The organism is Pseudarthrobacter phenanthrenivorans, from assembly GCF_000813845.1.
Classification (GTDB): domain Bacteria; phylum Actinomycetota; class Actinomycetes; order Actinomycetales; family Micrococcaceae; genus Arthrobacter; species Arthrobacter phenanthrenivorans_B.
In genome coordinates, this window is sequence record NZ_JWTB01000025.1 from 54,204 (window position 1) to 76,814 (window position 22,611).

At 67.2% G+C, this 22,611-nt stretch carries 23 protein-coding genes, 1 tRNA gene and 1 riboswitch; of the genes, 12 read left to right on the plus strand and 12 right to left on the minus strand.

Annotation, left to right across the window (positions count from 1 at the left end; genetic code table 11):
- Positions 1 to 9: 9 nt before the first annotated feature.
- The 3 genes from RM50_RS13850 to RM50_RS13860 are packed head-to-tail and all read right to left on the minus strand — an operon-like array spanning position 10 to position 2,974.
- Entirely contained in the window at positions 10 to 810 is an 801-nt protein-coding gene (locus tag RM50_RS13850) for an energy-coupling factor transporter transmembrane component T family protein (protein WP_043453691.1), read from the minus strand.
- Positions 807 to 2,351: an ABC transporter ATP-binding protein gene (locus RM50_RS13855; protein WP_156133887.1), complete on the minus strand. Its 1,545-nt coding sequence runs from the start codon at positions 2,349 to 2,351 to the stop codon at positions 807 to 809. Before RM50_RS13855 ends, RM50_RS13850 begins: the two co-directional genes overlap by 4 nt.
- On the minus strand, positions 2,351 to 2,974 hold the full coding sequence (locus RM50_RS13860) for an ECF transporter S component (RefSeq protein ID WP_043453695.1): 624 nt from the start codon (positions 2,972 to 2,974) through the stop codon (positions 2,351 to 2,353). Before RM50_RS13860 ends, RM50_RS13855 begins: the two co-directional genes overlap by 1 nt.
- 67 nt (positions 2,975 to 3,041) lie before the next feature.
- Positions 3,042 to 3,180, minus strand: a riboswitch (TPP riboswitch).
- A 249-nt stretch (positions 3,181 to 3,429) separates the two neighbouring features.
- Between RM50_RS13860 and RM50_RS13865 the strand changes: the two genes are divergently transcribed.
- The 3 genes from RM50_RS13865 (at position 3,430) to RM50_RS13875 (ending at position 5,108) form a co-directional block, all read left to right on the plus strand.
- Positions 3,430 to 4,482 (plus strand): iron-containing redox enzyme family protein, encoded by a 1,053-nt coding sequence (locus RM50_RS13865; protein ID WP_043453697.1) that lies wholly within the window; start codon positions 3,430 to 3,432, stop codon positions 4,480 to 4,482.
- 13 nt (positions 4,483 to 4,495) lie between these two features.
- Positions 4,496 to 4,741, plus strand: coding sequence for a CDGSH iron-sulfur domain-containing protein (locus RM50_RS13870; RefSeq protein ID WP_240471960.1), 246 nt, complete (start codon positions 4,496 to 4,498; stop codon positions 4,739 to 4,741).
- Between the two features lie 103 nt (positions 4,742 to 4,844).
- A complete protein-coding gene (locus RM50_RS13875) occupies positions 4,845 to 5,108 on the plus strand; it encodes a DUF4235 domain-containing protein (RefSeq protein WP_043453702.1) in 264 nt (87 codons plus the stop codon).
- A gap of 24 nt (positions 5,109 to 5,132) precedes the next feature.
- Here the strand turns inward: RM50_RS13875 and mnhG are convergent, their stop codons facing one another.
- Genes mnhG through RM50_RS13905 form a run of 6 tightly spaced genes read right to left on the minus strand, consistent with a single transcriptional unit; the run spans position 5,133 to position 11,624 of the window.
- On the minus strand, positions 5,133 to 5,537 hold the full coding sequence (gene mnhG, locus RM50_RS13880; protein ID WP_043453703.1) for a monovalent cation/H(+) antiporter subunit G: 405 nt from the start codon (positions 5,535 to 5,537) through the stop codon (positions 5,133 to 5,135).
- Positions 5,527 to 5,802 carry a monovalent cation/H+ antiporter complex subunit F gene (locus tag RM50_RS13885; RefSeq protein ID WP_430929413.1) on the minus strand — a complete coding sequence of 92 codons (276 nt, stop codon included), beginning with the start codon at positions 5,800 to 5,802 and terminating at the stop codon, positions 5,527 to 5,529. Before RM50_RS13885 ends, mnhG begins: the two co-directional genes overlap by 11 nt.
- Positions 5,802 to 6,347, minus strand: a complete 546-nt coding sequence (locus tag RM50_RS13890; RefSeq protein WP_043453708.1) for a Na+/H+ antiporter subunit E — start codon at positions 6,345 to 6,347, stop codon at positions 5,802 to 5,804. Before RM50_RS13890 ends, RM50_RS13885 begins: the two co-directional genes overlap by 1 nt.
- Positions 6,344 to 7,948 carry a Na+/H+ antiporter subunit D gene (locus RM50_RS13895; RefSeq protein ID WP_043453712.1) on the minus strand — a complete coding sequence of 535 codons (1,605 nt, stop codon included), beginning with the start codon at positions 7,946 to 7,948 and terminating at the stop codon, positions 6,344 to 6,346. Before RM50_RS13895 ends, RM50_RS13890 begins: the two co-directional genes overlap by 4 nt.
- The gene (locus tag RM50_RS13900) at positions 7,945 to 8,550 is read right to left on the minus strand and encodes a Na(+)/H(+) antiporter subunit C (protein WP_043453715.1); all 606 of its coding nucleotides are present in this window, start codon (positions 8,548 to 8,550) and stop codon (positions 7,945 to 7,947) included. Before RM50_RS13900 ends, RM50_RS13895 begins: the two co-directional genes overlap by 4 nt.
- Positions 8,547 to 11,624, minus strand: coding sequence for a Na+/H+ antiporter subunit A (locus tag RM50_RS13905; RefSeq protein WP_043453716.1), 3,078 nt, complete (start codon positions 11,622 to 11,624; stop codon positions 8,547 to 8,549). Before RM50_RS13905 ends, RM50_RS13900 begins: the two co-directional genes overlap by 4 nt.
- Before the next feature lie 195 nt (positions 11,625 to 11,819).
- On the opposite strand from RM50_RS13905, the gene RM50_RS13910 reads away from it, so the two are divergent.
- The 3 genes from RM50_RS13910 to RM50_RS13920 all read left to right on the plus strand — a co-directional run bounded on the left by RM50_RS13910 (position 11,820) and on the right by RM50_RS13920 (position 14,957).
- Positions 11,820 to 13,223: an MFS transporter gene (locus RM50_RS13910; protein WP_043453718.1), complete on the plus strand. Its 1,404-nt coding sequence runs from the start codon at positions 11,820 to 11,822 to the stop codon at positions 13,221 to 13,223.
- Between the two features lie 64 nt (positions 13,224 to 13,287).
- The gene (locus RM50_RS13915) at positions 13,288 to 13,770 is read left to right on the plus strand and encodes a cation:proton antiporter regulatory subunit (protein ID WP_043453721.1); all 483 of its coding nucleotides are present in this window, start codon (positions 13,288 to 13,290) and stop codon (positions 13,768 to 13,770) included.
- A 5-nt stretch (positions 13,771 to 13,775) separates the two neighbouring features.
- Entirely contained in the window at positions 13,776 to 14,957 is a 1,182-nt protein-coding gene (locus RM50_RS13920; RefSeq protein WP_043453724.1) for a cation:proton antiporter, read from the plus strand.
- A gap of 79 nt (positions 14,958 to 15,036) precedes the next feature.
- Here the strand turns inward: RM50_RS13920 and dcd are convergent, their stop codons facing one another.
- Positions 15,037 to 15,612, minus strand: a complete 576-nt coding sequence (gene dcd / locus RM50_RS13925; RefSeq protein ID WP_043453726.1) for a dCTP deaminase — start codon at positions 15,610 to 15,612, stop codon at positions 15,037 to 15,039.
- A gap of 162 nt (positions 15,613 to 15,774) precedes the next feature.
- On the opposite strand from dcd, the gene RM50_RS20430 reads away from it, so the two are divergent.
- The gene (locus RM50_RS20430; RefSeq protein ID WP_430929414.1) at positions 15,775 to 17,499 is read left to right on the plus strand and encodes a CAP domain-containing protein; all 1,725 of its coding nucleotides are present in this window, start codon (positions 15,775 to 15,777) and stop codon (positions 17,497 to 17,499) included.
- On the opposite strand, the gene RM50_RS13935 is transcribed toward RM50_RS20430, so the two are convergent.
- The gene (locus tag RM50_RS13935; RefSeq protein ID WP_043453729.1) at positions 17,500 to 17,961 is read right to left on the minus strand and encodes an SRPBCC family protein; all 462 of its coding nucleotides are present in this window, start codon (positions 17,959 to 17,961) and stop codon (positions 17,500 to 17,502) included. It abuts the gene before it with no gap.
- A 237-nt stretch (positions 17,962 to 18,198) separates the two neighbouring features.
- Between RM50_RS13935 and RM50_RS13940 the strand changes: the two genes are divergently transcribed.
- From RM50_RS13940 to RM50_RS13945, 3 genes are all read left to right on the plus strand, one after another.
- Positions 18,199 to 18,272: transfer RNA gene (locus RM50_RS13940), tRNA-Gly, on the plus strand.
- 105 nt (positions 18,273 to 18,377) lie between these two features.
- Positions 18,378 to 18,518 carry a hypothetical protein gene (locus RM50_RS20880; protein WP_167562169.1) on the plus strand — a complete coding sequence of 47 codons (141 nt, stop codon included), beginning with the start codon at positions 18,378 to 18,380 and terminating at the stop codon, positions 18,516 to 18,518.
- Positions 18,515 to 19,684: a N(5)-(carboxyethyl)ornithine synthase gene (locus RM50_RS13945; RefSeq protein ID WP_043453731.1), complete on the plus strand. Its 1,170-nt coding sequence runs from the start codon at positions 18,515 to 18,517 to the stop codon at positions 19,682 to 19,684. The genes RM50_RS20880 and RM50_RS13945 overlap by 4 nt, the downstream gene beginning before the upstream one ends.
- A 12-nt stretch (positions 19,685 to 19,696) precedes the next feature.
- Here RM50_RS13945 and RM50_RS13950 read toward each other — a convergent pair whose 3' ends face one another.
- A complete protein-coding gene (locus RM50_RS13950) occupies positions 19,697 to 21,076 on the minus strand; it encodes an MFS transporter (protein ID WP_043453733.1) in 1,380 nt (459 codons plus the stop codon).
- A 154-nt stretch (positions 21,077 to 21,230) separates the two neighbouring features.
- Between RM50_RS13950 and RM50_RS13955 the strand changes: the two genes are divergently transcribed.
- Both RM50_RS13955 and RM50_RS21095 read left to right on the plus strand, forming a co-directional pair.
- Positions 21,231 to 22,085, plus strand: a complete 855-nt coding sequence (locus RM50_RS13955; protein ID WP_043453735.1) for a LysR substrate-binding domain-containing protein — start codon at positions 21,231 to 21,233, stop codon at positions 22,083 to 22,085.
- 286 nt (positions 22,086 to 22,371) lie between these two features.
- On the plus strand, positions 22,372 to 22,566 hold the full coding sequence (locus RM50_RS21095; protein ID WP_240471961.1) for a hypothetical protein: 195 nt from the start codon (positions 22,372 to 22,374) through the stop codon (positions 22,564 to 22,566).
- The last annotated feature ends 45 nt before the right edge of the window (positions 22,567 to 22,611 follow it).

Sequence of the window (22,611 nt, forward strand, 5' to 3'; positions counted from 1 at the left end):
CGTGTCGGATCAGCTGCCCAGCCACACCATGTTCCAGGTCCCTGCCGCAAGCGCCGCTGCCAGGGCAAGCCCGGCCATCAGCACGCCACCCGCCAGCACGCCCAGGTCCAGGCCACTGAAGGTGGATTCACGCGCCCAGGTCCTGCTGCCGCCGCCGAATCCGCGCGCTTCCATGGTCACGGCAAGCCGGGACGCGCGGCGGATCGCCTGCACCAGGAGCCCGAAGCTCTGCCCCAGCGTCGCTTTCACCCGCTGGGGCAGGCTGCCGCGCGAGCCGACGCCGCGTGCCCGCCGGGCCATCCCGATGGTCTGCCATTCCTCAGCCATGAGCCCCACCAGGCGCATGGCGGCCAGGGTTCCCAGGACGAACCGGTGCGGCAGCCGCGCCTTCTGCGCCAGCGCATCCGCGAGGTCCGTCGGGTCGGTGCAGCTCATCAGCAGGACCGCCGGCAGTGCAATGGCAAAGCCGCGCAGGAGGAAGCCGATCCCCAGCTGCAGCGAGCCTTCGCTCATGGTCCAGATGCCGACGTCGAGCAGGATCCTTCCGCTGTCCGGCGCCAGGATGGAGGTGCTCCACCCGCCCACGGCGGCGGCGAGGATCAGCGGCCACCCGCGCTGCCACAGCAGGGCCAGGGTGAGCCCGGCCAGGGGAAACAGCAGCAGTTCGAAGACCAGGGCCACGGAGGCCGACACCCAGTCGATGGACAGCGCCAGGACCGCGGTAATGAGCACGACGGCGGCAAATTTGCTCAGGGGGTTGGCGCGGGCCAGGAGGGCGCGGTTGCCGGCCAGGGTGAGTTCCTGCCTCATGGCGCCACCGGTTCCGACGCGGCCATCCGAAGCTCTGCCCCGCCCAATGCCGCCGTGAATTCGGCGTCGTGGGTCACGGACACCACGGCGGTGCCTGCGTCCAGCAGCTCGGAGAGGAACGAGGCCAGCTCCGCCCAGGTGTTGGCATCCTGGCCGAAGGTGGGCTCATCCAGGACCAGCACCTGGGGGCTGGCGGCGAGGACGGTGGCAACGGAAAGCCGCCGTTTTTCGCCGCCGGAGAGCGTGTAGGGGTTGGCGTCCACCAGCTGGGTAAGACGCAGCCGCTCCAGCAGTTCGTCAACCCGGTCCTCGCCGTGGCCAAGGTGCCGGGGACCGAACAGCAGCTCATCGAGCACCTTGCCGGTGACGAACTGGTGCTCCGGCTCCTGGAACACCGTCCCCACGCGCGAAATCAGTTGCTCGGCCTTCCAGGTGTAGGGGTCGATCCCCGCGCCGCGGCTGAGGTCCAGCGTGGCGGAGACCTTCCCGGAGACGGGTTCCAGCAGCCCGGCAAGGGTCAGCGCGAAGGTCGATTTTCCGGCGCCGTTCGGACCGGTGATGGCAAGGGCCTGGCCTGCACGGACCTGGGCCGCGAGCCCTTCCTGGACCGGGACGGCCGGAATCCTGCGAAGGCCCTTGCGGCGTGGACGTTCGCGGGAGACAGCAAGCCGTTCGGCGGCCAGCAGGAGATTCCCGGTTCCGGGGGCGGGAACCCCGGCACGGCCACGGGTGGCCGGCACGTAGCCCGGCACCCACACCCCGGCGGCGGTGAGCATGGCGCGCGCCTCGCGAAGCACCTGGTCCGGCGGCCCGTCCAGGAGTACGGCCGGATCGGACGCGGAGCCCGGCTGGAGCACCACGATCCGGTCCACCAGGTCCTTCCACACGGAAACCCGGTGCTCCACCACCACCAGGGTGGCCCCGGTCTTGTCCAGGCAACGCGCGACGGCGTCCCGGACCTCCAGCACGCCGTCCGGGTCCAGGTTGGCCGTGGGTTCGTCCAGCAGGATCAGCCCCGGGCGCATCGCCAGGATGCCCGCCAGCGCCAAACGCTGCTTCTGCCCGCCGGACAGCGCCGACGTCGGGTGGTCCAGCGGGAGGTGGGACAGGCCGACGTCGGCAAGCGCCTCGTGCACGCGCGCCCAAATGGCCTCCCGGGGCACCGCAAGGTTTTCGGCACCGAAGGCGACGTCGTCGCCCACCCGGGACAGGACCACCTGGGTTTCCGGGTCCTGCTGCATCAGCCCGGCGTGCCCGCGCCGGGCGCGGGGCACGGCGCCGTCAATGAGCAGCGAACCTGACTCGTCGGCGTCGCCTGCCTCGCCGTCGTCGTTGATGTCGCCCAGCACCCCGGCAAGCGCATGCAGCAGCGTGGACTTCCCGGCCCCCGAGGGGCCGAGCAGCAGCACCCGCTCGCCGGGGCTGATGTCCAGGTCGAGGGCACGGACGGCAGGCTTGGCCCGTCCGGCATGCCGCCAGCCCCAGCCGCGGGCGGCCACGGCGGCGGGGCGGACCGTGCCGGCGGCGTCCTGGGGAGCCATCAGGAGAAGACTGGCTCCGTGGCGGCCTTGCGGGACGCGAAGGAGCTGAGCACGCCGGTGCGCGCCAGGCCGCGGGTGGCGAGCCAGGACAGGGCGCCGGCGATAACTGCGCCTGACAGCATGCAGAACAGGATGTAGGCCAGCTTGTCACCACCGGAGTAGGCGATGTTCCAGCCCCACGGCGCGAACGAGTCGTTCAAGCCGCAGAACAGGCCCGCGGCCGCACCGGCCAGCAGGGACACCGGCAGGTTGAACCTGCGGTAAACGAAGATGGCGAAGATGATTTCCGCGCCCAGGCCCTGGACGAAGCCGGAGAACAGGACGGACGCGCCGTACTGGGAACCCATGAGGAGTTCGCCCGTGGCGGCCACGGTCTCGCAGAACAGGGCGGCCCCGGGCTTGCGGATGATCAGCATCCCCAGGACGCCGGGGATCATCCAGCCACCGGCGATCAGGCCGGTCAGGGGCGGGTAGGCGGCGTTCATCGGCACGGAGACCGCGGCCGCAGCCTGGTCCCAGGCCCAGAAAATAACGCCTCCGGCGATGGCCACCAGCGCGGCCACCACGATGTCCACGACGCGCCAGGACTTGCTGGTGGTCTTCTTGATTGCTGCAGTACTCATTGGATCCTCCTGGGAAACAGGAGGGGAAAGCGTTCCCGGCCGGCGGCCTGTTGCCGTGCAGCCGCGACACTTTGAGAACTCGACTCCCTTGCGCCGGTACTAACCGGATCAGGTTCGAGGGTCTGCGGCGGTCCGCACTCTCAGCGCCCACCTTCAGTTCCCGGCTGGTGCCGAGGGCCGACGGCGGCGCTCCCCTGTCGTTTTTAGTGTTGCGTTAAATGTGGGTAAGGCTTTTTGCCCTTCCGGACGTGCTCAAGTTTACACCGGAGGGCCCTGCGTGGAGGGCCCCAACGGCCCATCCTGCCGGATGTGACCGGCCCGCCGGCCTATCGAAGCGATGGCTTTAGCTTTTATTAGTAATCATGCTTACTATATTGGTTCCCGGGATGGACGGGGACAGGGCGTGGGAGCTCCGTCCCCGGTCACGGAAACAGCGCGCCGGAACGAGGAGCATCATGAGAATCCCGGAAACCCGAGGGCCCATCAGCAGCGCCCTTCTCACGGCCTTGGCCAAGGCTCCGGATTCCGCTGGCGCGGAACTGGACGGGCTGTACCGGCTGGTGGCGGGGCAATTGGCGGAAACCACCGACATCATTGGCGACGAGGACATCCAGCTGGCCCTTTTCTGCCTTTACGAGCTGCACTACTCGGGCCTGGACGGCATCTCCGACGCCTGGGAGTGGGAGCCCGGCCTGATCAGGGTGCGGCGGCTGATCGAGGAACCGTTTGAGGCCGCCCTCCGCACGGCCGCGCACCAGGCCGCCGGAAGCCTTGAACTTCCCACCGGCACCTTGGGCAGCGACCAGGTGGCCGATGTTCTCTTCGGCCTTGCGGCCGCTGACACCGGCCCCAGCGTCTCCCGTTTCGTTGCCAGGAAGGCAAGCCTGGACCAGCTCAAGGAGTTCCTGGTCCACAAATCCGTGTACCAGCTGAAGGAAGCCGATCCCCACACCTGGGCGATTCCCCGCCTCAGCGGACGTCCCAAGGCGGCGCTGGTGGAAATCCAGGCAGACGAATACGGCGGCGGGCGGCCTGAGCGGATGCACAGCGCGCTGTTCGCCCGGACCATGCGGGGCCTGGGGCTGGACGGCAGCTACGGCGCCTACGTCGATGCCGTTCCCGCCATTTCCCTGGCCTCGGTGAACCTGATGTCGCTGTGCGGCCTGAATAGACGGCTGCGGGGGGCCATCACCGGCCACCTGGCCATCTACGAAATGACGTCTTCCCAGCCCAACCGGTTCTACGGCAACGGATTCCGCCGGCACGGTTTCGGCCCGGACATCACCCACTACTTCGACGAGCACGTGGAAGCGGATGCGGTCCACGAGCAGATCGCGGGGCGGGACCTGGCCGGCGGCCTGGTGGAAGCAGAGCCGGAGCTCCTCGGCGATGTCCTGTTCGGGGCAACGGCCGTCATGGCCATGGACAGCCGCCTGTCGAACCACCTGTTGTCCTCCTGGGAAGCCGGCACATCGTCGCTCCGGACGGCCGTGCCGGCGGCAGCATGACCCCGGGAACAGCATGACCCAGGAACAAGGAACAGGAGGCAACGTGGACCAGGAATCTGCGGCGGGCTCAATAGTGGTGTGCCCGGACGGACCCTTGATCGTCAGGGGCGGGTTCGAGATCGTCACCCCTTCCGGGGACGCCGTGCCCCGCGAACGAAAGACCGTGGCGTTGTGCCGGTGCGGGGCCTCGGCGATCAAACCCTACTGCGACGGCAAGCACAAAATAATCAAATTCCGTACCGAACCACCCACCCCCTAGTCCGCCAAGTGCCTGCCGCCCGCCACGTCCTTGCCATGACCGGCACGGCTGTCCGGCTAGGGTGGAGGCAGTCCGTTTTCCGCCGCCGCAAGGAGTTACAGGAATGAACCTTTTCATCAAGCTGCTCGGGACCGGGGTGAGCCTGGGCGCAGGCCTGGCCGGCACCAAGCTGGTCAACACCATCTGGGAAAAAACCACCGGCCAGAAGGCACCCACCGGCAAGAACGAGGATGTCCCCACCAGCCTGCGTTCCGCGCTGACCTTCGCGCTGATCTCTGCCGCGGTCAGTGCCACCATCCAGGTCCTGGCCAACAGGGGCACCCAGCGCGCCATCGCCCGTTTCGCCAAGACCCAGGACATCGTCTAATCCGGGACACCGTCCAACAGCGCGTTACCCGCCGTCGCCGGGGCTGTCCTTAAGGGCAGTCTCGGCGGCGGCTTTTTGCACCACGGCCTCGAGCTCGTCCGAGGTGAGCAGTTCCCGGTGCAGGTGCTTGGTGCGGTAGCCGGCCCGGCCCACCATGTGCGCGGACACGGGCACCGTGAGCAGCTGGAAGATCCACGCCACCACCAGGACCGGCCACACCCACCAGGTGCGCATCTGCAGCCCGATGGCGGCCAGCAGCAGGAACAGTCCCAGCACCTGGGGCTTCGTGGCGGCATGCATCCGGCTCAGCAGGTCCGGGAAGCGCAGCAGGCCAACGGCTGCGCCGAGGGACATGAGTGCCCCGACCACCATGAACACCGCGGAGACGGCGTCAATCCAGGCATCGGGTCGGGAGAAGTCAGGATTCATCAGGCTTCACCCTCCGGTCGGCCACGAACCTGGCAACCGTCACGGATCCGATGAATCCGATGATGGAAATGGCCACCACCAGCATGAGGTTGTGGAGGTGGCGGTTTACGGCCATGTCAATGCACAGTGCCCCCGCGAGGATGGCCAGCAGCACATCCGCTGCCAGCACCCGGTCGAGCAGCGACGGGCCCCTGGCAATCCTGATGATGGCGCCGGCCGCTGCCAGCGAGAAGATCACGGCTGTAACAGCCAGGACAACCTGCATCACGCGGCGGCCTCCAATCGGACGGCTTCAAGTTCTTCCGGCGTTCCCATGATGCGGATCAGGCCCGCCTCGATGGACCGGACCTCGTTCCGCAGGCCCTCCACATCTTCCTTGGACGTGATGTTGAGCGCGTGCAGGTACAGGGTGGATGTCGAGCGGTCCACCTCCACCACCAGGGAGCCGGGGATAAGCGAGATGACATGCCCGGTGGCGGTGACGATCAGGTCCTGGTGGCTGCGCAGCGTGACCGCCACGACGGCGTTGGTCACCTTGGGGCCGCGGACGGTGGCCAGGTAGAGGACCTGGGCGCTGGCCACCACCACTTTGCCCAGGAAGACCAGGGCAAAGGGCACGGCGTACAGGATGTTGAACCGCCCGCCGAGCTCCACGGGCGGAAGGTAGAAAAGCCTTGCCACGCCCACCGCCAGGAGGGCTCCAAACAGGAGGTTCCCGGCGCTGAAATCCTGCCAAAGCGCGCCCCAGACGATCACCAGCCAGACCAGGAGCGGCAGTTCCTGGCGCAGCGAAATGCGTTTCCGGCTCATCGCGTGCCTCCCCCGCCGGCAGGCGCCGGAACCTGGACGTCACTGCCCAGGACCGACTGGATATACGGGGCCCGGTCCAGCATGTCCCGCGCGGCCCGGTCGGAAAGCCCGAACAGCGGCCCGGCGAAGACCGTCAGGGCCACGCCGAGCACCACCAGTCCCGCGGTGGAACCCACCATGGTCCGCGGCAGGAGGGTCACCGTGTTGAGCTTGGCCCCGGGCCCGGAAATCCGCGCCGATGCCGGCGCGAGGAGCACAGGATCGGGGTGCTCGGCGTCGGTGGGCCTGCGCCAGAAGGCGCGGTTCCAGACCCTGGCGACGGCCAGCAGCGTCAGCAGGCTGGTCACCACCCCGCCAACCACCAGCGCGTAGGCCAGCGGCGTGCCGAGTTCAATGCCGGCCTGGATCAGCCCCACCTTGCCCAGGAAGCCGGAGAACGGCGGTATGCCGGCGAGGTTCATCCCGGGGATGAAGAACAGCAGCGCCAGCATGGGCGACAACTTGGCCAGTCCGCCCAGCCGGTCCACAGAGGAGCTGCCGCCGCGGCGTTCGATAAGGCCGGTGACCAGGAAGAGGCTGGTCTGGATGGTGATGTGGTGGGCCACGTAGAAGACCGCCGCCGCCAGGCCCACCGCGGAGGACATCGCCAGCCCGAACACCATGTAGCCGATGTGGCTGACCAGGGTAAAGGAGAGGAGCCGCTTGATGTCGCTTTGGGCCAGGGCGCCGAGGATACCCACCACCATCGTCAGCAGCGCCACCACCATCAGCGGTGTGTTGAGGGTGTCGCCGGGGAACAGGAGCGTCTCGGTCCGGACCATGGCATAGACACCCACCTTCGTCAGCAGGCCGGCGAACACCGCGGTGACGGGCGCCGGTGCGGTGGGGTACGAGTCCGGCAGCCAGAAGGACAGCGGGAACACGGCGGCCTTGATGCCGAACGCCACCAGCAGCATCACGTGCAGCAGGGTCCTGGTGCCCTGGTCCAGCCCGCCGAGCTTGATGGCCAGGTCCGCCATGTTGACGGTTCCGGTGGCACCGTAGACCATGGCGATGGCGATCAGGAACAGGACCGAGGACACCACGGACACCACCACATATGTGACGCCGGCCCGGATGCGGGGACCCGTCCCGCCCAGGGTCATCAGCACATAACTTGCGGTGAGCAGGATCTCGAATCCGACGTAGAGGTTGAAGAGGTCCCCGGAAAGGAAGGCGTTGGAAACCCCTGCCACCAGGATCAGGTACGTGGGGTGGAAGATCGAGACCGGGGCGTCGTGGTCACCGTCTGCCATGCCCTGCCCGGTGGCGTACACCAGCACGGCCAGGCTCACCGCGGAGGACACCACCAGCATCAGCGAGGAGAACTGGTCCACCACCATGACAATGCCCCACGGCGGGAGCCAGCCGCCGATGGTCACGGCGGCAGTCCCGCTGTTCCACGCCGAGGCGAGCAAAAGGCATTCGAGCGCCAGGGTCAGCGACAGCAGGGCGATGCTGACGGCGCGCTGGGCCCGGGAGTGCCGGATCAGCAGGAAGGTCAGGGCGGCACCCAGGATGGGAAGTACGACGGCGAGCGGGGCCAGGCTGGCGATGTTCACTGTCCGCCTCCTTCCGGGTTGGGGTCGACGTTGAGGGAGCCGGGTTGCTCTTCCGCGGCGGCGTGTTCGGCAGGCATTTCCCGCCCGCCGGCCACCACCGTGGCCACGGGCCGTTCGGTTTCCCGGTCCGCCCCGGTTCCGGAACCTGCATGGTTGGAGACGTCCCGGCCATCCGTGCCCAGCATGGTGAGCGGAAATTCGGAGGTTTCCGCGGGCACCTCGGCGTCGTCCTCGGCATCGAAGCTTGGGGTTGCTGCCACCCTGCGGTCTTCCACGTCGTCCTGGATCTCGTCCTGGCGTGCCAGCACCCAGGTCCGGTAGATGATGCCGAGCATGAACGCCGTGACCGCGAAGGAGATAACGATCGACGTCAGGATCAGTGCCTGCGGCAGGGGATCGTTGTAGTCCTGCGCGGGCGTGTCCTTGGTGAAGAGCGGGGCGAGGCCTGCGTAACCGCCCGTGGCCAGGATCAGCAGGTTGGTGGCGTTCGCCAGGAGCATCAGCCCCAGCAGCACCCGGGTGAGGCTGCGTTCCAGGATCAGGTAGATGCCGCACGCGTACAGGGCGCCCATGACGATCAGCAGGGTCAGGTTCACGCTCATGCGGTGCCCTTCGCGGTGGTTTCGGCGGGGACGTCGTCCGGCTCCAGCGCCGGTTCCACATCGCGTTCGGCCTCCGGTTCCGGTGGCTGCCGGCGGTCCTCGTCCGGCTCGTCGTGGTGGGCGGAGGCGGACCGTTCCTCCATGTGCTCGTCGATCTCCGCCCCCAGGCTGCGCAGCACGTCCAGCACCAGGCCCACCACCACGGTGTAGACGCCAATGTCGAAGATGGTGGAGGTGACGAATTTGATGTCGCCGAATACCGGCAGCCAGAGCTGGATGATGGCTGACTGGAACACCTGGCCGCCCAGCAGCAGGGGCATCACGCCGGAGGCGGCGGCCAGCGCCAGGCCCGTGCCCAGCAGTGCGCCGGCACTGAGCGGCGCGGCCTCGCGCAGTTCGAAGCGGCCGCCGGCCAGGTAGCGGATGGTCAGGGCCAGGCCGGCGGTCAGGCCGCCGGCGAAGCCGCCGCCGGGCAGGTTGTGGCCGGCCAGCAGGAGGTAGAGCGAGAAGATGATCATCGAGTGGAAGATCAGCCGGGTGACCACCTCGAAAATGATGGAGCGGCGCTCCGGGGCCAGCGTGCGGCCGGCCACGATCCAGGCGTCGCGGGCGGAGGCCGCGAACTTCCGGCTGACGGCCAGCGCCGCGCCGTCCCGGGATCCGGGATCCACGCCGTGGTGGCGGCCCACGGTGCCCTCGGCCACCGCCGCGGACCGCTGCAGGCGGTCGCCCCGGCCGCGCACGAAAATGAGGCTGGCAACACCGGTGGCAGCGAGGGCCAGGACACTGATCTCGCCGAACGTGTCCCAGGCCCGGATGTCCACCAGGGTCACGTTGACCACGTTGAGCCCGCCGCCCCCTTCGTAGGCGAGCTGGGGAAACTGGAGGGAGACGGGGATGGCGGTGCGGGCGCCCATGGCGAAAATCGCGGCAAACACCATGGTCACACCGAACCCAAGCCCGATGATGACGCGCAGCACCCGGTATCTGCCGCCGGTACGGTCCCGCAGTTCTGGCGGCAGGCTCCGCATGGCCAGCACAAACGCCACCAGGATGATGGTCTCCACGAGCATTTGGGTCAGCGCCAGGTCCGGCGCGCCCTGCAGGGCGAAGACCAGCGCGATGCCGTAGCCGGTCACCGACACCATGAGCACGGCAAGGAAGCGTTTGTTCGCCCTCACTGCGGCCAGGGCGCCGATCACGATGCCCACCCCTGCCACAAGCTGCAGCGGGGAATTCGGGTCCACCAGGTAGATGTCCTCCGGCAGGGCATTGCCGCCCAGCAGGATCGCAGCGAGCGGCAGGACGAACGCCACACTGAGGATCACGGCGAGATAGTAATACAGGGAACCACGCTGGGTGCGTCCGGTAAGCCAGACGGCAACGTCGTCCAGGGCGCCAATGGTCAACTGGTACGCTCGGTCCCCGTCCACCCAGCCGGGCACCAGGGACTGGGCACGGGCCACAGCGTTGCGGCCAAAATACATTGCCAGGCCCAGGGCGAAAGTGAGGGCCGTCAGGCCCAGCGCAGGAGTGATCCCATGCCACAGCGCAAGGTGGCCTGCCTGCTCTGCCGGGGTGCCGGCGTCGGGCGCTGTGGACGCGAAGAGCGCGGCGTACGGCTGGATCCACGCATCCACCGGTGCCGGCCAGAGCCCGTAGGCGATGGTGAGCAGTGTCAGGACCGCGGGAGCGGCCAGGAAGGAGGGCCGGATGGCTTTGAACGGGGTGGGATCCACGCCGCGTTTTTCGGCGAAGGCGCCCCACATGAAACGGGCACTGTAGGCAAACGTCAGGATCGACCCCACCACCACACCGGCCAGCACCACCATGCCCCACGGGCCGGACCTCAGGTCCCCGGCGTGGTGCACGAACGCTTCCAGCACTGACTCCTTGGCCACGAAGCCGCCCAGCAGCGGTACGCCCGCCATGGACGCGGCGCCGATGGCCGCCACGATCCCCAGCGCACGTGAGGAACGGAAGACGCCGGAAAGCTTGCGCACGTCGCGGGTTCCGGACTGGTGGTCGATGATGCCCACCACCAGGAACAGCGTCGCCTTGAACAGGCCGTGGGCCAGCAGCATGGCCAGGCCCGCCAGTGCGGCGTCGGGTGTTCCCAGCCCCACCACCATGGTGAGGAAGCCCAGCTGGCTGACGGTGCCGTAGGCAAGGATCAGCTTGATGTCGGTCTGCCGCAGCGCCCGGTAACCGCCCACCAGCATGGTGGCCAGGCCAAGTCCCAGCACCACCGGCTGCCAGTAGGCGGTAACTGCAAACCCGGGCGCCAGCCGCGCCACCAGGTAGATCCCTGCCTTGACCATTGCCGCGGCATGCAGGTAAGCGCTGACGGGCGTGGGCGCCGCCATGGCGCCGGGAAGCCAGAAGTGGAACGGGACCAGCGCGGACTTGGTGATGGCACCGACCAGGATAAGCACGACGGCGGCACTCACCATGGCCCCGGACGCCCCGCCGGCCAGTGCCGGCGCCTGGTCAAGGATGCCGGAGATCCGGTAGGTGCCGGCTGCATAGCCGAGCATGATCAGGCCCACCAGCATCGCCAGGCCGCCGGCGGTGGTGACCATCAGCGCCTGGAGGGCGGAACGCCGGGCGGCCAGCCTGGTCCGGGCAAAACCGATCAGCAGGTAGGACAGGATGGTGGTCAGTTCCCAGAAGATGAACAGCAGCAGCAGGTCATCGGCGGTGACCAGGCCGAACATGGCACCGGCGAACGCCAGCAACTGGGCGCCGAACCCGCCAAGGTCCTGGTCCTTCCGTTTGAAGTACCGCGCGCAGTAAACCAGCACCAGCGCCCCCACCCCGAGCACCAGCAGGGACATTACCCAGGCCAGGGCGTCCATCCGGAACGCCAGTTCCAGGCGGAGGCTGGGAATCCATTCGACAACCTCGGCCACGGCGCCGGGCCCCGAGTAAATGGGATTGTGCTGGAACATCAGCCACGCAAACGAAAGCGCCGGAACGGCCGCCAGCGCGTAGAAGGCGTTGCGGCCCCAGAGCCTGAAGAGGACGGGCGCGAGGACAGCCACCGAAAAGTGCACGGCAAGGACTGTGATCACTGTATTCTCCGCAACGTCAGGGATTCGATTGTCAAAAGTTGGAGCAGGCGGCAAAAAGTAAGGTCCGGGAGGGGCCAGTTTACCAAGGCGCATCCGGGTGCAGCCCCGGCCGGGGCGGTGCAACTACGCGGAATCCCCGGCCTCGCGGGCCCGTGGTCCGCAGGGTGTTCGCCACGGGCGGATACGATGCATCGTATGAACAGCGCCAGCGCTCCGGGGGCAATGCAGCCTGCCTCTGAACTCGAAGCCGGAACCCAGTCCTCCAGCAGGGGCCGCGTGCTGGCCTGGGCATCCTGGGACTGGGGCTCGGCGGCCTTCAACGCGGTGATGACCACGTTCGTCTTCACCGTCTACCTGACGTCCAGTGCTTTCGGCGGTGAGGACAGCGCGTCCGCCGTGCTGGGTGCGGCGCTGGCCGTCGGCGGCTTTGCCATCGCACTGCTGGCACCCGTGACGGGCCAGCGCTCCGACGCGGGCGGCAGGCGGAAGCTGTGGCTGGGAGTGAACTCGGCCGCCGTCGCCATCCTCACGGCTCTGTGCTTCTTCGTGTTCCCGCGCCCGGAGTTCCTGCTCCTCGGAGCATGCCTGATCGCCTTGGGCAACGTGTTCTTCGAATTCGCCGGCGTCAACTACAACGCCATGCTTGCCCAGGTCTCCACGCCGCAGAACATCGGCAAGGTCAGCGGCTTCGGCTGGGGTGCCGGCTATCTCGGCGGGATCGTGGCGCTGCTGATCGTCCTGCAGCTGTTCGTCCAGCCGGCCTTCGACTGGTTCGGCTCGTCAACGGCGGACAGCCTGAACATCAGGCTGGTGGCCGTCTTCTCAGCACTCTGGTTCTTTGTCTTCGCCCTCCCTGTGCTGTTCGCCGTTCCCGAAGTACCCCGCTCGGCGCAGGCCGCCCGGCTGGGATTCATTGCCAGCTACGGACTGCTCTTCCGGCGGATCAAGGCGATCTACGCCACCAGCCCGCACACCATCTACTTCCTGCTGGCCAGCGCGGTGTTCCGCGACGGGCTCGCCGCGGTCTTCACGTTCGGCGGCATCATCGCGGCCGGCACATTTGGGTTTGCCCTGCCGCAGGTCATCTTCTTCGCCATCTTCGGGAACGTGGTTGCCGCCATCGGCGCGGTCATCGGCGGGTTCCTGGACGACAAGGCAGGCCCCAAAGCCGTCATTACGGGCTCCCTGCTGGGACTTCTGGCAGCCGGGACCGCGATCCTGGTCCTCGGTAACGGGAACTATTCCTTCTTCGGCATGCAATGGGCCGGCAGCACCACGTTCTGGGTGTTCGGGCTGTTCCTGTGCCTGTTCGTCGGGCCGGCCCAGTCCTCCTCCCGCGCCTACCTGGCACGGCTCGCGCCGCACGGCGAGTCCGGCGAGCTGTTTGGCCTCTACGCCACCACCGGCCGGGCTGTCAGCTTCCTGGCACCGGCGCTGTTCACGCTCTGCATTACCGTGGCCACTCCGCTGGTCCCGGCCGGAGAGGCACAGCGGTGGGGAATCCTGGGCATCATGGTGGTCCTGCTGGCAGGGCTCCTGGTGCTGCTGCCGGTAAAGCCGCCGGCGAGGGCACCCATTGCGGTGGTTCCCGCAGCGTAAAACGACTCCCCGGCGTCCTGTTCCAGGCCCACCCGGGAGTTGCCAGGCAGACTAGGCTGGACCCATGAACGTTGACGAAACGAACCTTCCCGGCCTGGGCCGCCGGAAGGATTTCATGACCGCTTCCGGACGCCGCATCGGCGTAGTGGAGCGGCGGGAGGGCCAGACGGAACTCATCGTTTCCACCTGGGATGATCCCGATACCTGCGAGGCCTCGATTCCGCTGACCAGCGACGAAGCCGCCACGCTGGGCAACCTCCTGGGCGGCACGCACCTGGCCATGAAGCTCGCGGAAGAGCACAAGGACGTTCCGGGCATCGTCACCCGGCAGTTCTCCATCGCGGCCGACTCCCCGTTCCAGAACCAGCCCATGGGCAAAGCGTGCATCCGCACCCGGTGCGGGGTATCGATCGTGGCCATCATGCGCGAGGGCGAAGTGCTGCCGTCGCCGGGACCCGACGCTATCCTCCACGCCGGCGACCTGCTGGTGGCAGTTGGCACCCAGGAAGGCCTCGACTCAGCGGCCGAGATCCTGCGCCACGGGTAACCCCCATGGACCCGCTGGCCCTGACCCTCATTGAACTGGGGGCCGTTGTGTTCTGCCTCGGCCTGTTGGCCAGGCTGGCCGGACGGATCGGAATGTCACCCATCCCGCTCTACCTCCTGGGCGGGCTGGCATTCGGGGCAGGCGGCATCATCAAACTCGAGGGCATGCACGAGTTCGCGCACCTTTCCGGCGAGATCGGCGTCATCCTGCTCCTTCTTATGCTCGGTTTGGAATATACGGCGGCAGAGCTCTTCACCGGCCTGCGCCGCTCGTGGCAGGCCGGCGTCCTGGACCTCGTCCTGAACTTCCTGCCCGGCGCCGGGCTGGCCCTGCTTTTGGGCTGGGGCGGCGTGGGCGCCATGGTCATGGGCGGCGTCACCTACATCTCCTCGTCCGGCATTGCCGCGAAGGTCATCACGGACCTTGGCCGGCTCGGAAACCGCGAAACGCCGGTGGTGCTCTCGATCCTGGTGTTCGAGGACCTGGCCATGGCCGTCTACCTGCCCATCCTCACTGCCACCCTGGCGGGGGTGAGTTTCCTGGGCGGACTCACCGCGGTGGGCATCGCGCTGGCGGTGGTCACGATGGTCCTCATGGTGGCGCTGCGGCATGGCCACCACGTTTCCAAGGCCGTGCACAGCGAAAACTCCGAGGTGTTCCTGCTGAACGTCCTCGGGGCCGCCCTGCTGGTGGCCGGAGCCGCATCTGCCATGCAGGTCTCGGCGGCAGTGGGCGCTTTCATGCTCGGCATCGCGATCTCAGGCTCCACGGCACACAACGCCACCCGGATCCTCGAACCGCTGCGCGACCTGTTTGCCGCCATCTTCTTCGTGGCGTTCGGGCTCAACACGGACCCGTCATCCATTCCGCCGGTCCTGGGCTGGGCGCTGGTCCTTGCCGTGGCCACGGCAGCAACCAAAATGCTCACCGGGATCTGGGCTGCGAAACGGGCGGGAATTGCCCGGCCCGGCCGGTTCCGCGCCGGCGCCGCACTGGTTGCCCGGGGCGAATTCTCCATCGTCATTGCAGGGCTGGCCGTTGCCTCGGGCGTCGTTCCCCGTGAGCTTGCCGCCCTTGCCACGGCGTATGTGCTGCTCATGGCGGTGATGGGCCCGCTGGCCGCGCGATACGTGGAACCGTTGGCCGCGCCGTTCATCCGGAGGCCGGCCCCGGCCCCGCAGCTCTAGGCCTTCCTGGATCTGCTCCTGCCGGGAGCGCGGCTGCAGCCGGAGGCCGCGGCTGCACCGGGAGGGCCGTGGGGTGGCGCTAGATGCTGGTGCGGTGGAAGTTCAGGTGGCTGCGGCTGGCCGTGGGACCGCGCTGGCCCTGGTAGCGGTTGCCATAGTCGCCTTGGCCGTACGGGAATTCCGCCGCTGAACTGAGGCGGAAGAAGCAGAGCTGTCCGATCTTCATGCCAGGCCAGAGCTTGATGGGCAGGGTGGCCATGTTGGAGAGCTCAAGGGTGACGTGGCCGGAAAACCCGGGGTCGATGAAGCCTGCCGTGGAGTGCGTCAGCAGGCCCAGCCGGCCCAACGAGGACTTGCCTTCCAGGCGGGCTGCAATATCGTCAGGCAACGTCACCGTTTCGTAGGTGGAGCCCAGGACGAACTCCCCGGGGTGCAGGATGAAGGCTTCGTCCTGCTCCACTTCCACCAGGCGGGTCAGCTCGGGCTGCTCCTGTGCCGGATCAATGTGCGCGTACTTGTGGTTGTCGAACAACCGGAAGAATTTGTCGATCCGGACATCCACGGACGATGGCTGGACCATCGCCGGATCGTACGGTTGCAGCACGATCCGCTCGGAATCAATTTCGGCACGAATGTCGCGGTCAGAGATCAGCACCGTCCCAAATTACCGTATCGGTTATCCACAGCTGCATTTTCCCGTTGTTGCTGTGGCCTGGTGGGGCTAATGTTGCGAATGAAGCCGCCGGAATGGTCTCCCGGATGGCGTAACAGAGCTGGGGATGTTGTGAATAAATTGGTGGCACCGTCTTTTATTGGCGTGCTGTGTGCGTTGGCGCTGGTCTCGTCGAACGCCGCCGCACCTCCCGCGCCGCTGCAGTCCCGCCATGCGGCGGCAGCCGGCATCACGCTGGAGGCCCCCATCGTCCGCGGCGACGCCGCACATTACGCGGGAGACGGTATCCCCGGGAGCCTCACTCCCGCCATCGATCCGGACATCCGCGTGGCGTCACCCCTGTCCGGGCCCACTGCAACGGCGGCCCCATCCCCCGCCACGGCCGCCGCGCCCACGCCGACCGCAACCGCCTCTGCTCCGGCCACGGCTTCCACCGGCGACGCCGCTTATTCCGCCGAAACGCTGACGACGCCCACCACTGCCATCACCGGGCCGGTGCCGCAGACTGCGTCCATTCCGCCCCTGTGGGCACCGGACCAGGAACTCGCATCCCCTTCAGCCAGCCAGCCTGCCGCTTCCGAACCGGCCGCAACACTTCCTGACACCGAGGCCCTGGTTCCGGACAGCAACGCTGCCGCCATCCTCACCGTCTTCACCAAGATCAACGAGTATCGGGTGGCCAACGGCCTGAACAAGGTGAAGTACCACCCCACGGTCGCCGGATTGGCCCAGGACTGGTCCGACAACATCGCCAGCCGCGAGGTAATCGAGCACCGGGCAAGTTTCTGGACCGACCCCCGCGCCCTGAGCCCCAACAACGGCGCCGGTGAGGTCATCGCCATCCGGACCGACCGTGACGCCGCGCAGCTCGTGGAGTGGTGGAAAGGCTCGCCCGGGCACAATGCCATGCTCCTCGATCCACGGTTCAACGTGATGGGCATCGGCATCTCCTACACCAACTCCACGTACCAGATCTGGGGAGTGGTGGACTTCTTCGGTTACACCACGCTGCCGGCAGGCACAGTCGAGTCTCCGGGCGGCGCCAGCTCTGGCGGCGGCGCCTTCCCCGCACCGGCGCCAAGCATTTGTGATGCACCCGTCAAGCACATGCCGCCCACCCTGAACCTTGCAGCCGCCGCAATCACGGGCCCCGCCGACCTCGTGTCCGTCGACTCTGCCGGCCAGCTGCTGGACAGGGCGTCCACAGGTCCCCGTACCTACGCCCCTGCCAAAGTCATCAGCTCGGGATTCAGTGGCGCCAAGGAAGTCTTTGTCACCGACTGGGACCGCGACGGCACGTACGACCTCCTCACCCAGTGGACCGGCGGCAACCTGACCCTGCACCGCGGCATCGCCGGCGGAGGATTCCAGGCCCCCATCACCCTCGGCACCGGCGGATGGAACACCCTGACCCTGGCGGTTGGCGGCTGGTGCGCCAACAACCGGATGCCCCAGATCCTGGCCCTGGACACAGCAGGGAACCTCTACCTCTACGGCAATAAGGGCACCGGCGACATCGCAGAGCGCGTCACCGTCGCCACGGGGGTCTACGCCACCCGGCTCGCCATGGTGGACTACGACGCCGATGGCTTCCAGGACGTCCTGGCCCTCAAGTCCGACGGCAGCGTCCAGCTGTACCGCGGATGGGGCACCACCGCGCTCCGCGCTGAGGCCCGGCCCACCGTCGCCACCGGCTGGACAGACGTAACGGGAATCCGGGCCCTGCGCAACGCCACCGCCCTCAACTCCACCGGGGTGGCACTCCGCCGGTCCAACGACGTGGTGCAGTACTGGGACCTGAGCGCAGGAAGCCTCGCATCGCCGTCGAACCTTGCCGGGCCTTGGACGGGGCAGCGGCTGGCCCAGTGATCACACCGCGGGCTGGAGTTCCAGCACGTCCTTCAGTCGCTCCAGCTGGGCAACGTCGGAGCTGACGCGGCGCTGCAGCATTCCGTCCAGCAAACCGAGCCTGCTGAGGAAGCTGAAGCGTCCGTGGCGTTCCGCTTCCATGGCGAAACGGACCCTGGTGCCGGTGTCTTCGCTGCTGAGGTAGTAACCGCCCCAGCGGGTGGCCGGTCCGGAAACGATGTGGAATTCGATCTCGGCGCCGGGCCGTACGTTGGTGATCTCCAGCTCCGCCGGGATGCTCAGCCCTGAGCGGCCGGCCACCATTTTCCGGTAGACCGCGCCCTTGGACCCGGCAGGACCCCGTACAAGATTCACGCTCCGGACATCGTTCCGCCAGGCCGGAAGATTGGTGGGGTCAAGGAGGTACTGGTACACGGCCATGGCGTCCCGCTCTATGAGGACCTCGTGCTCTGCGATTGCCATGAAGTAGTTCCTGTGGTTGACGTGGGCTGCCGCAATAGCTGCCTCCCCCAACGCGGCCGCTACCCGGATTAGGTTAGCCAGCCCCCAACACAGGGACCTAGCCGGCAGCGCCGACGTTATTGAAGAGTTACTGGATGACGTCCCGCTGGCAGGACACGGAGCCTCCGCCTACCAGGTTGGCGGGGAGCGCACGGATCTGCGCTAAGCTAAGTTCTGCCCCGCGCGAGCGGCGGCGCTGCGGCTGTAGCTCAATGGTAGAGCGCTAGCTTCCCAAGCTTGATACGCGGGTTCGATTCCCGTCAGCCGCTCCACGTTCTCCCCCGGCCAAGGCGGCCCACCACCCCGGCGATGATTAGGTGCACGCGGGTGTACTGTCAGTAGTCAGGAACCTCTTCGGTTCCGCTACAGGAGCAACCATGGCTGACAAGTCCCCGCGTCAAACGGCATCAAAAAAGTCCGGCAAGTCCATCAAGGAAAAGCGCGCTGAGAAGAAGGCCGCCGCGGCGCCGGCCAGCTCCCTGGACATCACGTCCACCAAGGCCGCCAAGAAGAAGTGAGTGGCCAACAGACCCGGCTGAGCCTGGGCGTCCTGGCCTCCACGCGCAAACCGGACGAGCGCCGCGTACCGATCCATCCCCTGCACTTCGAACGGATCGCCCCCGCGCTCCGGGAACGCATCATCCTGGAGCGGGGCTACGGCGAACGTTTCGGCGTCGCTGACAGCCACCTCTCCACGCTGGTGGGACGCATGGCGGGCAGGGACGAGCTGCTGGCCGCGGCCGACGTCGTGCTCCTGCCCAAACCGCAGCCGGAAGACCTCGCCGACATGCGTGACGGCCAGATTCTCTGGGGCTGGCCGCACTGTGTCCAGGACCGGGCCGTTACCCAGCTGGCCATTGACAAGAAACTGACCCTTATCGCCTTCGAGGCCATGAACCACTGGGCAAGCGACGGCGGCTTCGGACTTCACGTGTTCCATAAGAACAACGAACTGGCCGGCTACTGCTCAGTCCTGCATGCCCTTGCACTGACCGGTTCCACCGGAGACTACGGGCGGCGCCTGAGCGCCGTCGTGATCGGTTTCGGAGCCACCGCCCGCGGGGCCGTCACTGCGCTGAACGCGCACGGGATCCACGACGTCCAGGTGCTCACCAACCGGGGCGTCGCCGCCGTGGGAGCACCCATCCATTCGGTGAACATCGTGCAGTTTGACCACGACGACGAAGCCCCCTTCCTGAGCCAGGTCATCACCGAACGGGGCCGGGTTCCGCTGGCGCCGTTCCTCGCCGAAAGCGACATCGTGGTCAACTGCACCCTGCAGGACCCGAACAATCCGCTGACCTACCTGCAGAGCGGGGACCTCGCGGCCTTCAGCCCCGGCAGCCTCATTGTTGATGTCTCCTGCGATGACGGCATGGGCTTCAGCTGGGCGCGGTCCACCACGTTTGCCGAACCGATGTTCACCGTGGGTGACCACATCAACTACTACGCGGTGGACCACAGCCCGTCGTACCTCTGGAATTCCTCCAGCTGGGAAATCAGCCAGGCCCTGCAGCCGTTCCTTCAAACCGTGATGGGCGGACCGGACGCGTGGGAAGGCAACGACACCATCGCGCGGGCCATTGAAATTCGCGACGGAGTGGTCCGCAACGAGGCCGTGCTTCGGTTCCAGGAGCGGGACCGGGAGTATCCGCACCCGGCCCTGCACCCGGCAACCGTTTAAAGCGGCGGACCCTCAGGCGCCCGCGTGCCGGCTGACGATCCTCAGCGGGCGGCGGCCCTTGAGGTCCAGCCGAAGCTGCAACCCGCCCTTGCGGGCCAGGATGGCAGCGACAGTGAGGGCCGCCAGGGCGGGGACGCCGCCGGACACCAGCAGGGCGGCATGCGGATCAGCGTGCTCCGCGATCCAGCCCAGCATGGGTCCGCCCAGCGCCTGGCCGCCGATCAGCACCATGATGTACAGGCTCATCACCCGGCCCCGGATTCCCATGTTGGAGCTGACCTGCACCAGTTGGTTGGAGCCGGTCAGGAACATGAGGCACCAGAAGCCGGACAGCACCATCACGGCCCCGAACCACACCAGGGACGGGGCCAGGACCGCAAGGCACAGCATCAGGCCGTACATCCCGGCGCAGAACACCACGGACCTTAGGCGCAGCTGCCGACGGCGGGTCGACGCCACGGCGCCGGACAGCGCGCCCAGTGCCACCAGGGCATTGAGGAGCCCGTACCCGCCGGCGCCGACCTTGAAGACGTGGTCCGCGAAGGCGGCCAGCAGCACCGGCAGGCTCATGGCGAAGACGGAGATGAAGCCGGCCATCAGCCACGGCCAATAGATGGTGGGCTTGCGTAAGGCGTAACGCAGCCCCTCCCGGAGCATGCCCTTGCTCTTGGGCGTGGGGGCGCTGACGAACAGCTGGTCCTTGCGCAGCACCAGGAGCATCGCCACCGTGGAACAGCAGGCCACCGCGTTGGCTGCGAAAGCCCAGCCGGCCCCCACCGCCGTCAGGAGCAGGCCGGCGAGGGCGGGGCCGATCAGGCCGCCGAGCTGGAAGGTGGTGGAGTTGACGCTGATGGCATTCCGCAGATGCGTCGGGCCGACCAGCTCGTTGACGAACACCTGGCGCGCAGGCTGGTCAAGCACGGTCACCAGGCCCAGGACCAGGGCGATGGCGTAGACATGCCAAACCATGATGACGCCGGTCAGGGCCAGGACAGCGAGGGTGGCGGCCAGGATTGCCGCAATGCTCTGGCAGAGGATGAGGATCTTCCGCTTGGCGAACCGGTCGGCGATCATGCCGCCCCAGGGGCCGAGCAGCAGGGACGGCAGGAACTGCAGCGCCACGGTTATCCCCACGGCCGTCACGGAGCCTGAGAGCTGCAGCACCAGCCAGTCCTGGGCAATCCGCTGCATCCAGATGGCGATGACGGCGATGAAGTGGCCCGCGGCAAAAATCCGGAAGTTGGGCACTCTCAGGGAGATGAAGGTGTGCTTCCAGGGGAGCCGTTCGGCGACGACGGGAAGGGGCTGGGTCTGGTTGCCGGGCGGCGGTGATCCCGCCGCGTCGATGACTGGTTGGGAGACTGAAGCCGACGAAGGCGGTGGGGGTGCCACAAGAGTGTCCTCAAAATTGCGGGCGGGCTGGGATGTCCTTAACGCTAGGCTGGCGGAGCCGATTATGGAGCTGTATGGTCCCTATAACTCGTATTGCAAAACGCAATAGCGCGGCCGCGTAAAGGGCCGGGCCGAAAAGACAGTGGAGTCAACGATGTTCGAACCAGCGCAGTTGCGCTCCTTCCTTGCGGTGGCGGATACGCTCAGCTTCACCAAGGCCGCTGAGCGCCTGGGCCTGGCCCAGCCCACCATCAGCCAGCACATCCGAAAGCTCGAAGCAGCCGCAAAGCGCAGCCTCATTACCCGTGACACCCGCGACGTCCGGCTCACCGACAACGGCGATGCCATGGCAGGGTTCGCCCGGACCATCCTGTCCGCCCATGACGCCGCGGCCCGCTACTTCTCCGGTTCGGCGATGCGCGGGCGCCTCAGGTTCGGCACCGCGGACGACCTCGCCATCACCGGGCTGCCCAGGATCCTCCGGGAATTCCGGCAGATCTACCCCCAGATCAACCTGGAACTGACCGTGGGCCAAAGCGACCAGCTGTACCGCAAGCTCAACGCCGGCCAACTGGACCTTGTCTTCGTGAAGTGGGTGGCAGGTGCAAAGGACGGCACGGTGGTCCAGCACGATTCGTTCTCCTGGGTGGGCCTGGAACAGACCGTGCTGGAGCAGGGGATGCCTGTTCCGCTGATCGCCTACCCGGCACCCAGCCTCAGCCGAAAACTGGCCATCGATGCGCTGGAGGCCCACGGCAGGACCTGGCGTATCACCTGCACCACGCGGCAGATCAGCGGTGTCCTGGCTGCGGTCCGGGCAGGCATCGGGGTGGCGGTCATGCCGACGTCACTGGTTCCCGAAGACCTCAAGATCATCACGCGCCGGTTCGATCTTCCGCCCGTCGGAGACGTGGATTTCACCCTGATCCGCAACCCGCTGGCCAACGCCGAGGTCATCGAGGCCCTCACCCAATCCATCGTGGGCCGGACCATTAACCGCCAAACTTAACTCTCCAAGCAGGCAAATTCCAGCATTTAGGTAAGTTAGGGGACCCGTGTCCATTGATAGGGGAATCGGCATCCCCTATGCTGGGTTTCCAAGGTCAAGCAGCAGGCCAGTTCACCCAAACAAGCGCATATCCGCCTGCCGGAAAACCGCTTGGGACAGGCAGCCAATGACGACAGCCAGGAACATCCACCCAGGTTCTGCGCACGCACGCCCGTACTCCACAGCACGGCCGTCCACCCGTCAGAACACCCTCGGAACCGGACACGCCTCAGTAGACTCCGGCTACGTGGGAAAACCCACCTGCGACAAGTGCCGTACGGACGAGTTCGTCTACCTCGAGTCGTACATTCCGCCCACCTACCGGCGTGACGGAACGGTGGCCACCCTGGGCGAAGTGGCCTACACCTGCACCCGCTGCGAGGATTTCTCGGCCCACAGCGTCCCGGTCACCTGGACGCCGCCGGGTTGGTACCTGGGCTAGCAGCCGGGCTGTCCAAAGAACGACAAAGAGACCGGTGGCTGGGCT

Excerpts from the sequence above, each read along its gene's own strand:
- RM50_RS13850 (WP_043453691.1), bottom strand. The coding sequence starts at position 810 with ATGAGGCAGGAACTCACCCTGGCCGGCAACCGCGCCCTCCTGGCCCGC.
- RM50_RS13855 (WP_156133887.1), bottom strand. The coding sequence starts at position 2,351 with ATGGCTCCCCAGGACGCCGCCGGCACGGTCCGCCCCGCCGCCGTGGCC.
- RM50_RS13860 (WP_043453695.1), bottom strand. The coding sequence starts at position 2,974 with ATGAGTACTGCAGCAATCAAGAAGACCACCAGCAAGTCCTGGCGCGTC.
- RM50_RS13865 (WP_043453697.1), top strand. The coding sequence starts at position 3,430 with ATGAGAATCCCGGAAACCCGAGGGCCCATCAGCAGCGCCCTTCTCACG.
- RM50_RS13870 (WP_240471960.1), top strand. The coding sequence starts at position 4,496 with ATGACCCAGGAACAAGGAACAGGAGGCAACGTGGACCAGGAATCTGCG.
- RM50_RS13875 (WP_043453702.1), top strand. The coding sequence starts at position 4,845 with ATGAACCTTTTCATCAAGCTGCTCGGGACCGGGGTGAGCCTGGGCGCA.
- mnhG (WP_043453703.1), bottom strand. The coding sequence starts at position 5,537 with ATGAATCCTGACTTCTCCCGACCCGATGCCTGGATTGACGCCGTCTCC.
- RM50_RS13885 (WP_430929413.1), bottom strand. The coding sequence starts at position 5,802 with ATGCAGGTTGTCCTGGCTGTTACAGCCGTGATCTTCTCGCTGGCAGCG.
- RM50_RS13890 (WP_043453708.1), bottom strand. The coding sequence starts at position 6,347 with ATGAGCCGGAAACGCATTTCGCTGCGCCAGGAACTGCCGCTCCTGGTC.
- RM50_RS13900 (WP_043453715.1), bottom strand. The coding sequence starts at position 8,550 with ATGAGCGTGAACCTGACCCTGCTGATCGTCATGGGCGCCCTGTACGCG.
- RM50_RS13910 (WP_043453718.1), top strand. The coding sequence starts at position 11,820 with ATGAACAGCGCCAGCGCTCCGGGGGCAATGCAGCCTGCCTCTGAACTC.
- RM50_RS13915 (WP_043453721.1), top strand. The coding sequence starts at position 13,288 with ATGAACGTTGACGAAACGAACCTTCCCGGCCTGGGCCGCCGGAAGGAT.
- RM50_RS13920 (WP_043453724.1), top strand. The coding sequence starts at position 13,776 with ATGGACCCGCTGGCCCTGACCCTCATTGAACTGGGGGCCGTTGTGTTC.
- RM50_RS13935 (WP_043453729.1), bottom strand. The coding sequence starts at position 17,961 with ATGGCAATCGCAGAGCACGAGGTCCTCATAGAGCGGGACGCCATGGCC.
- RM50_RS20880 (WP_167562169.1), top strand. The coding sequence starts at position 18,378 with ATGGCTGACAAGTCCCCGCGTCAAACGGCATCAAAAAAGTCCGGCAAG.
- RM50_RS13955 (WP_043453735.1), top strand. The coding sequence starts at position 21,231 with ATGTTCGAACCAGCGCAGTTGCGCTCCTTCCTTGCGGTGGCGGATACG.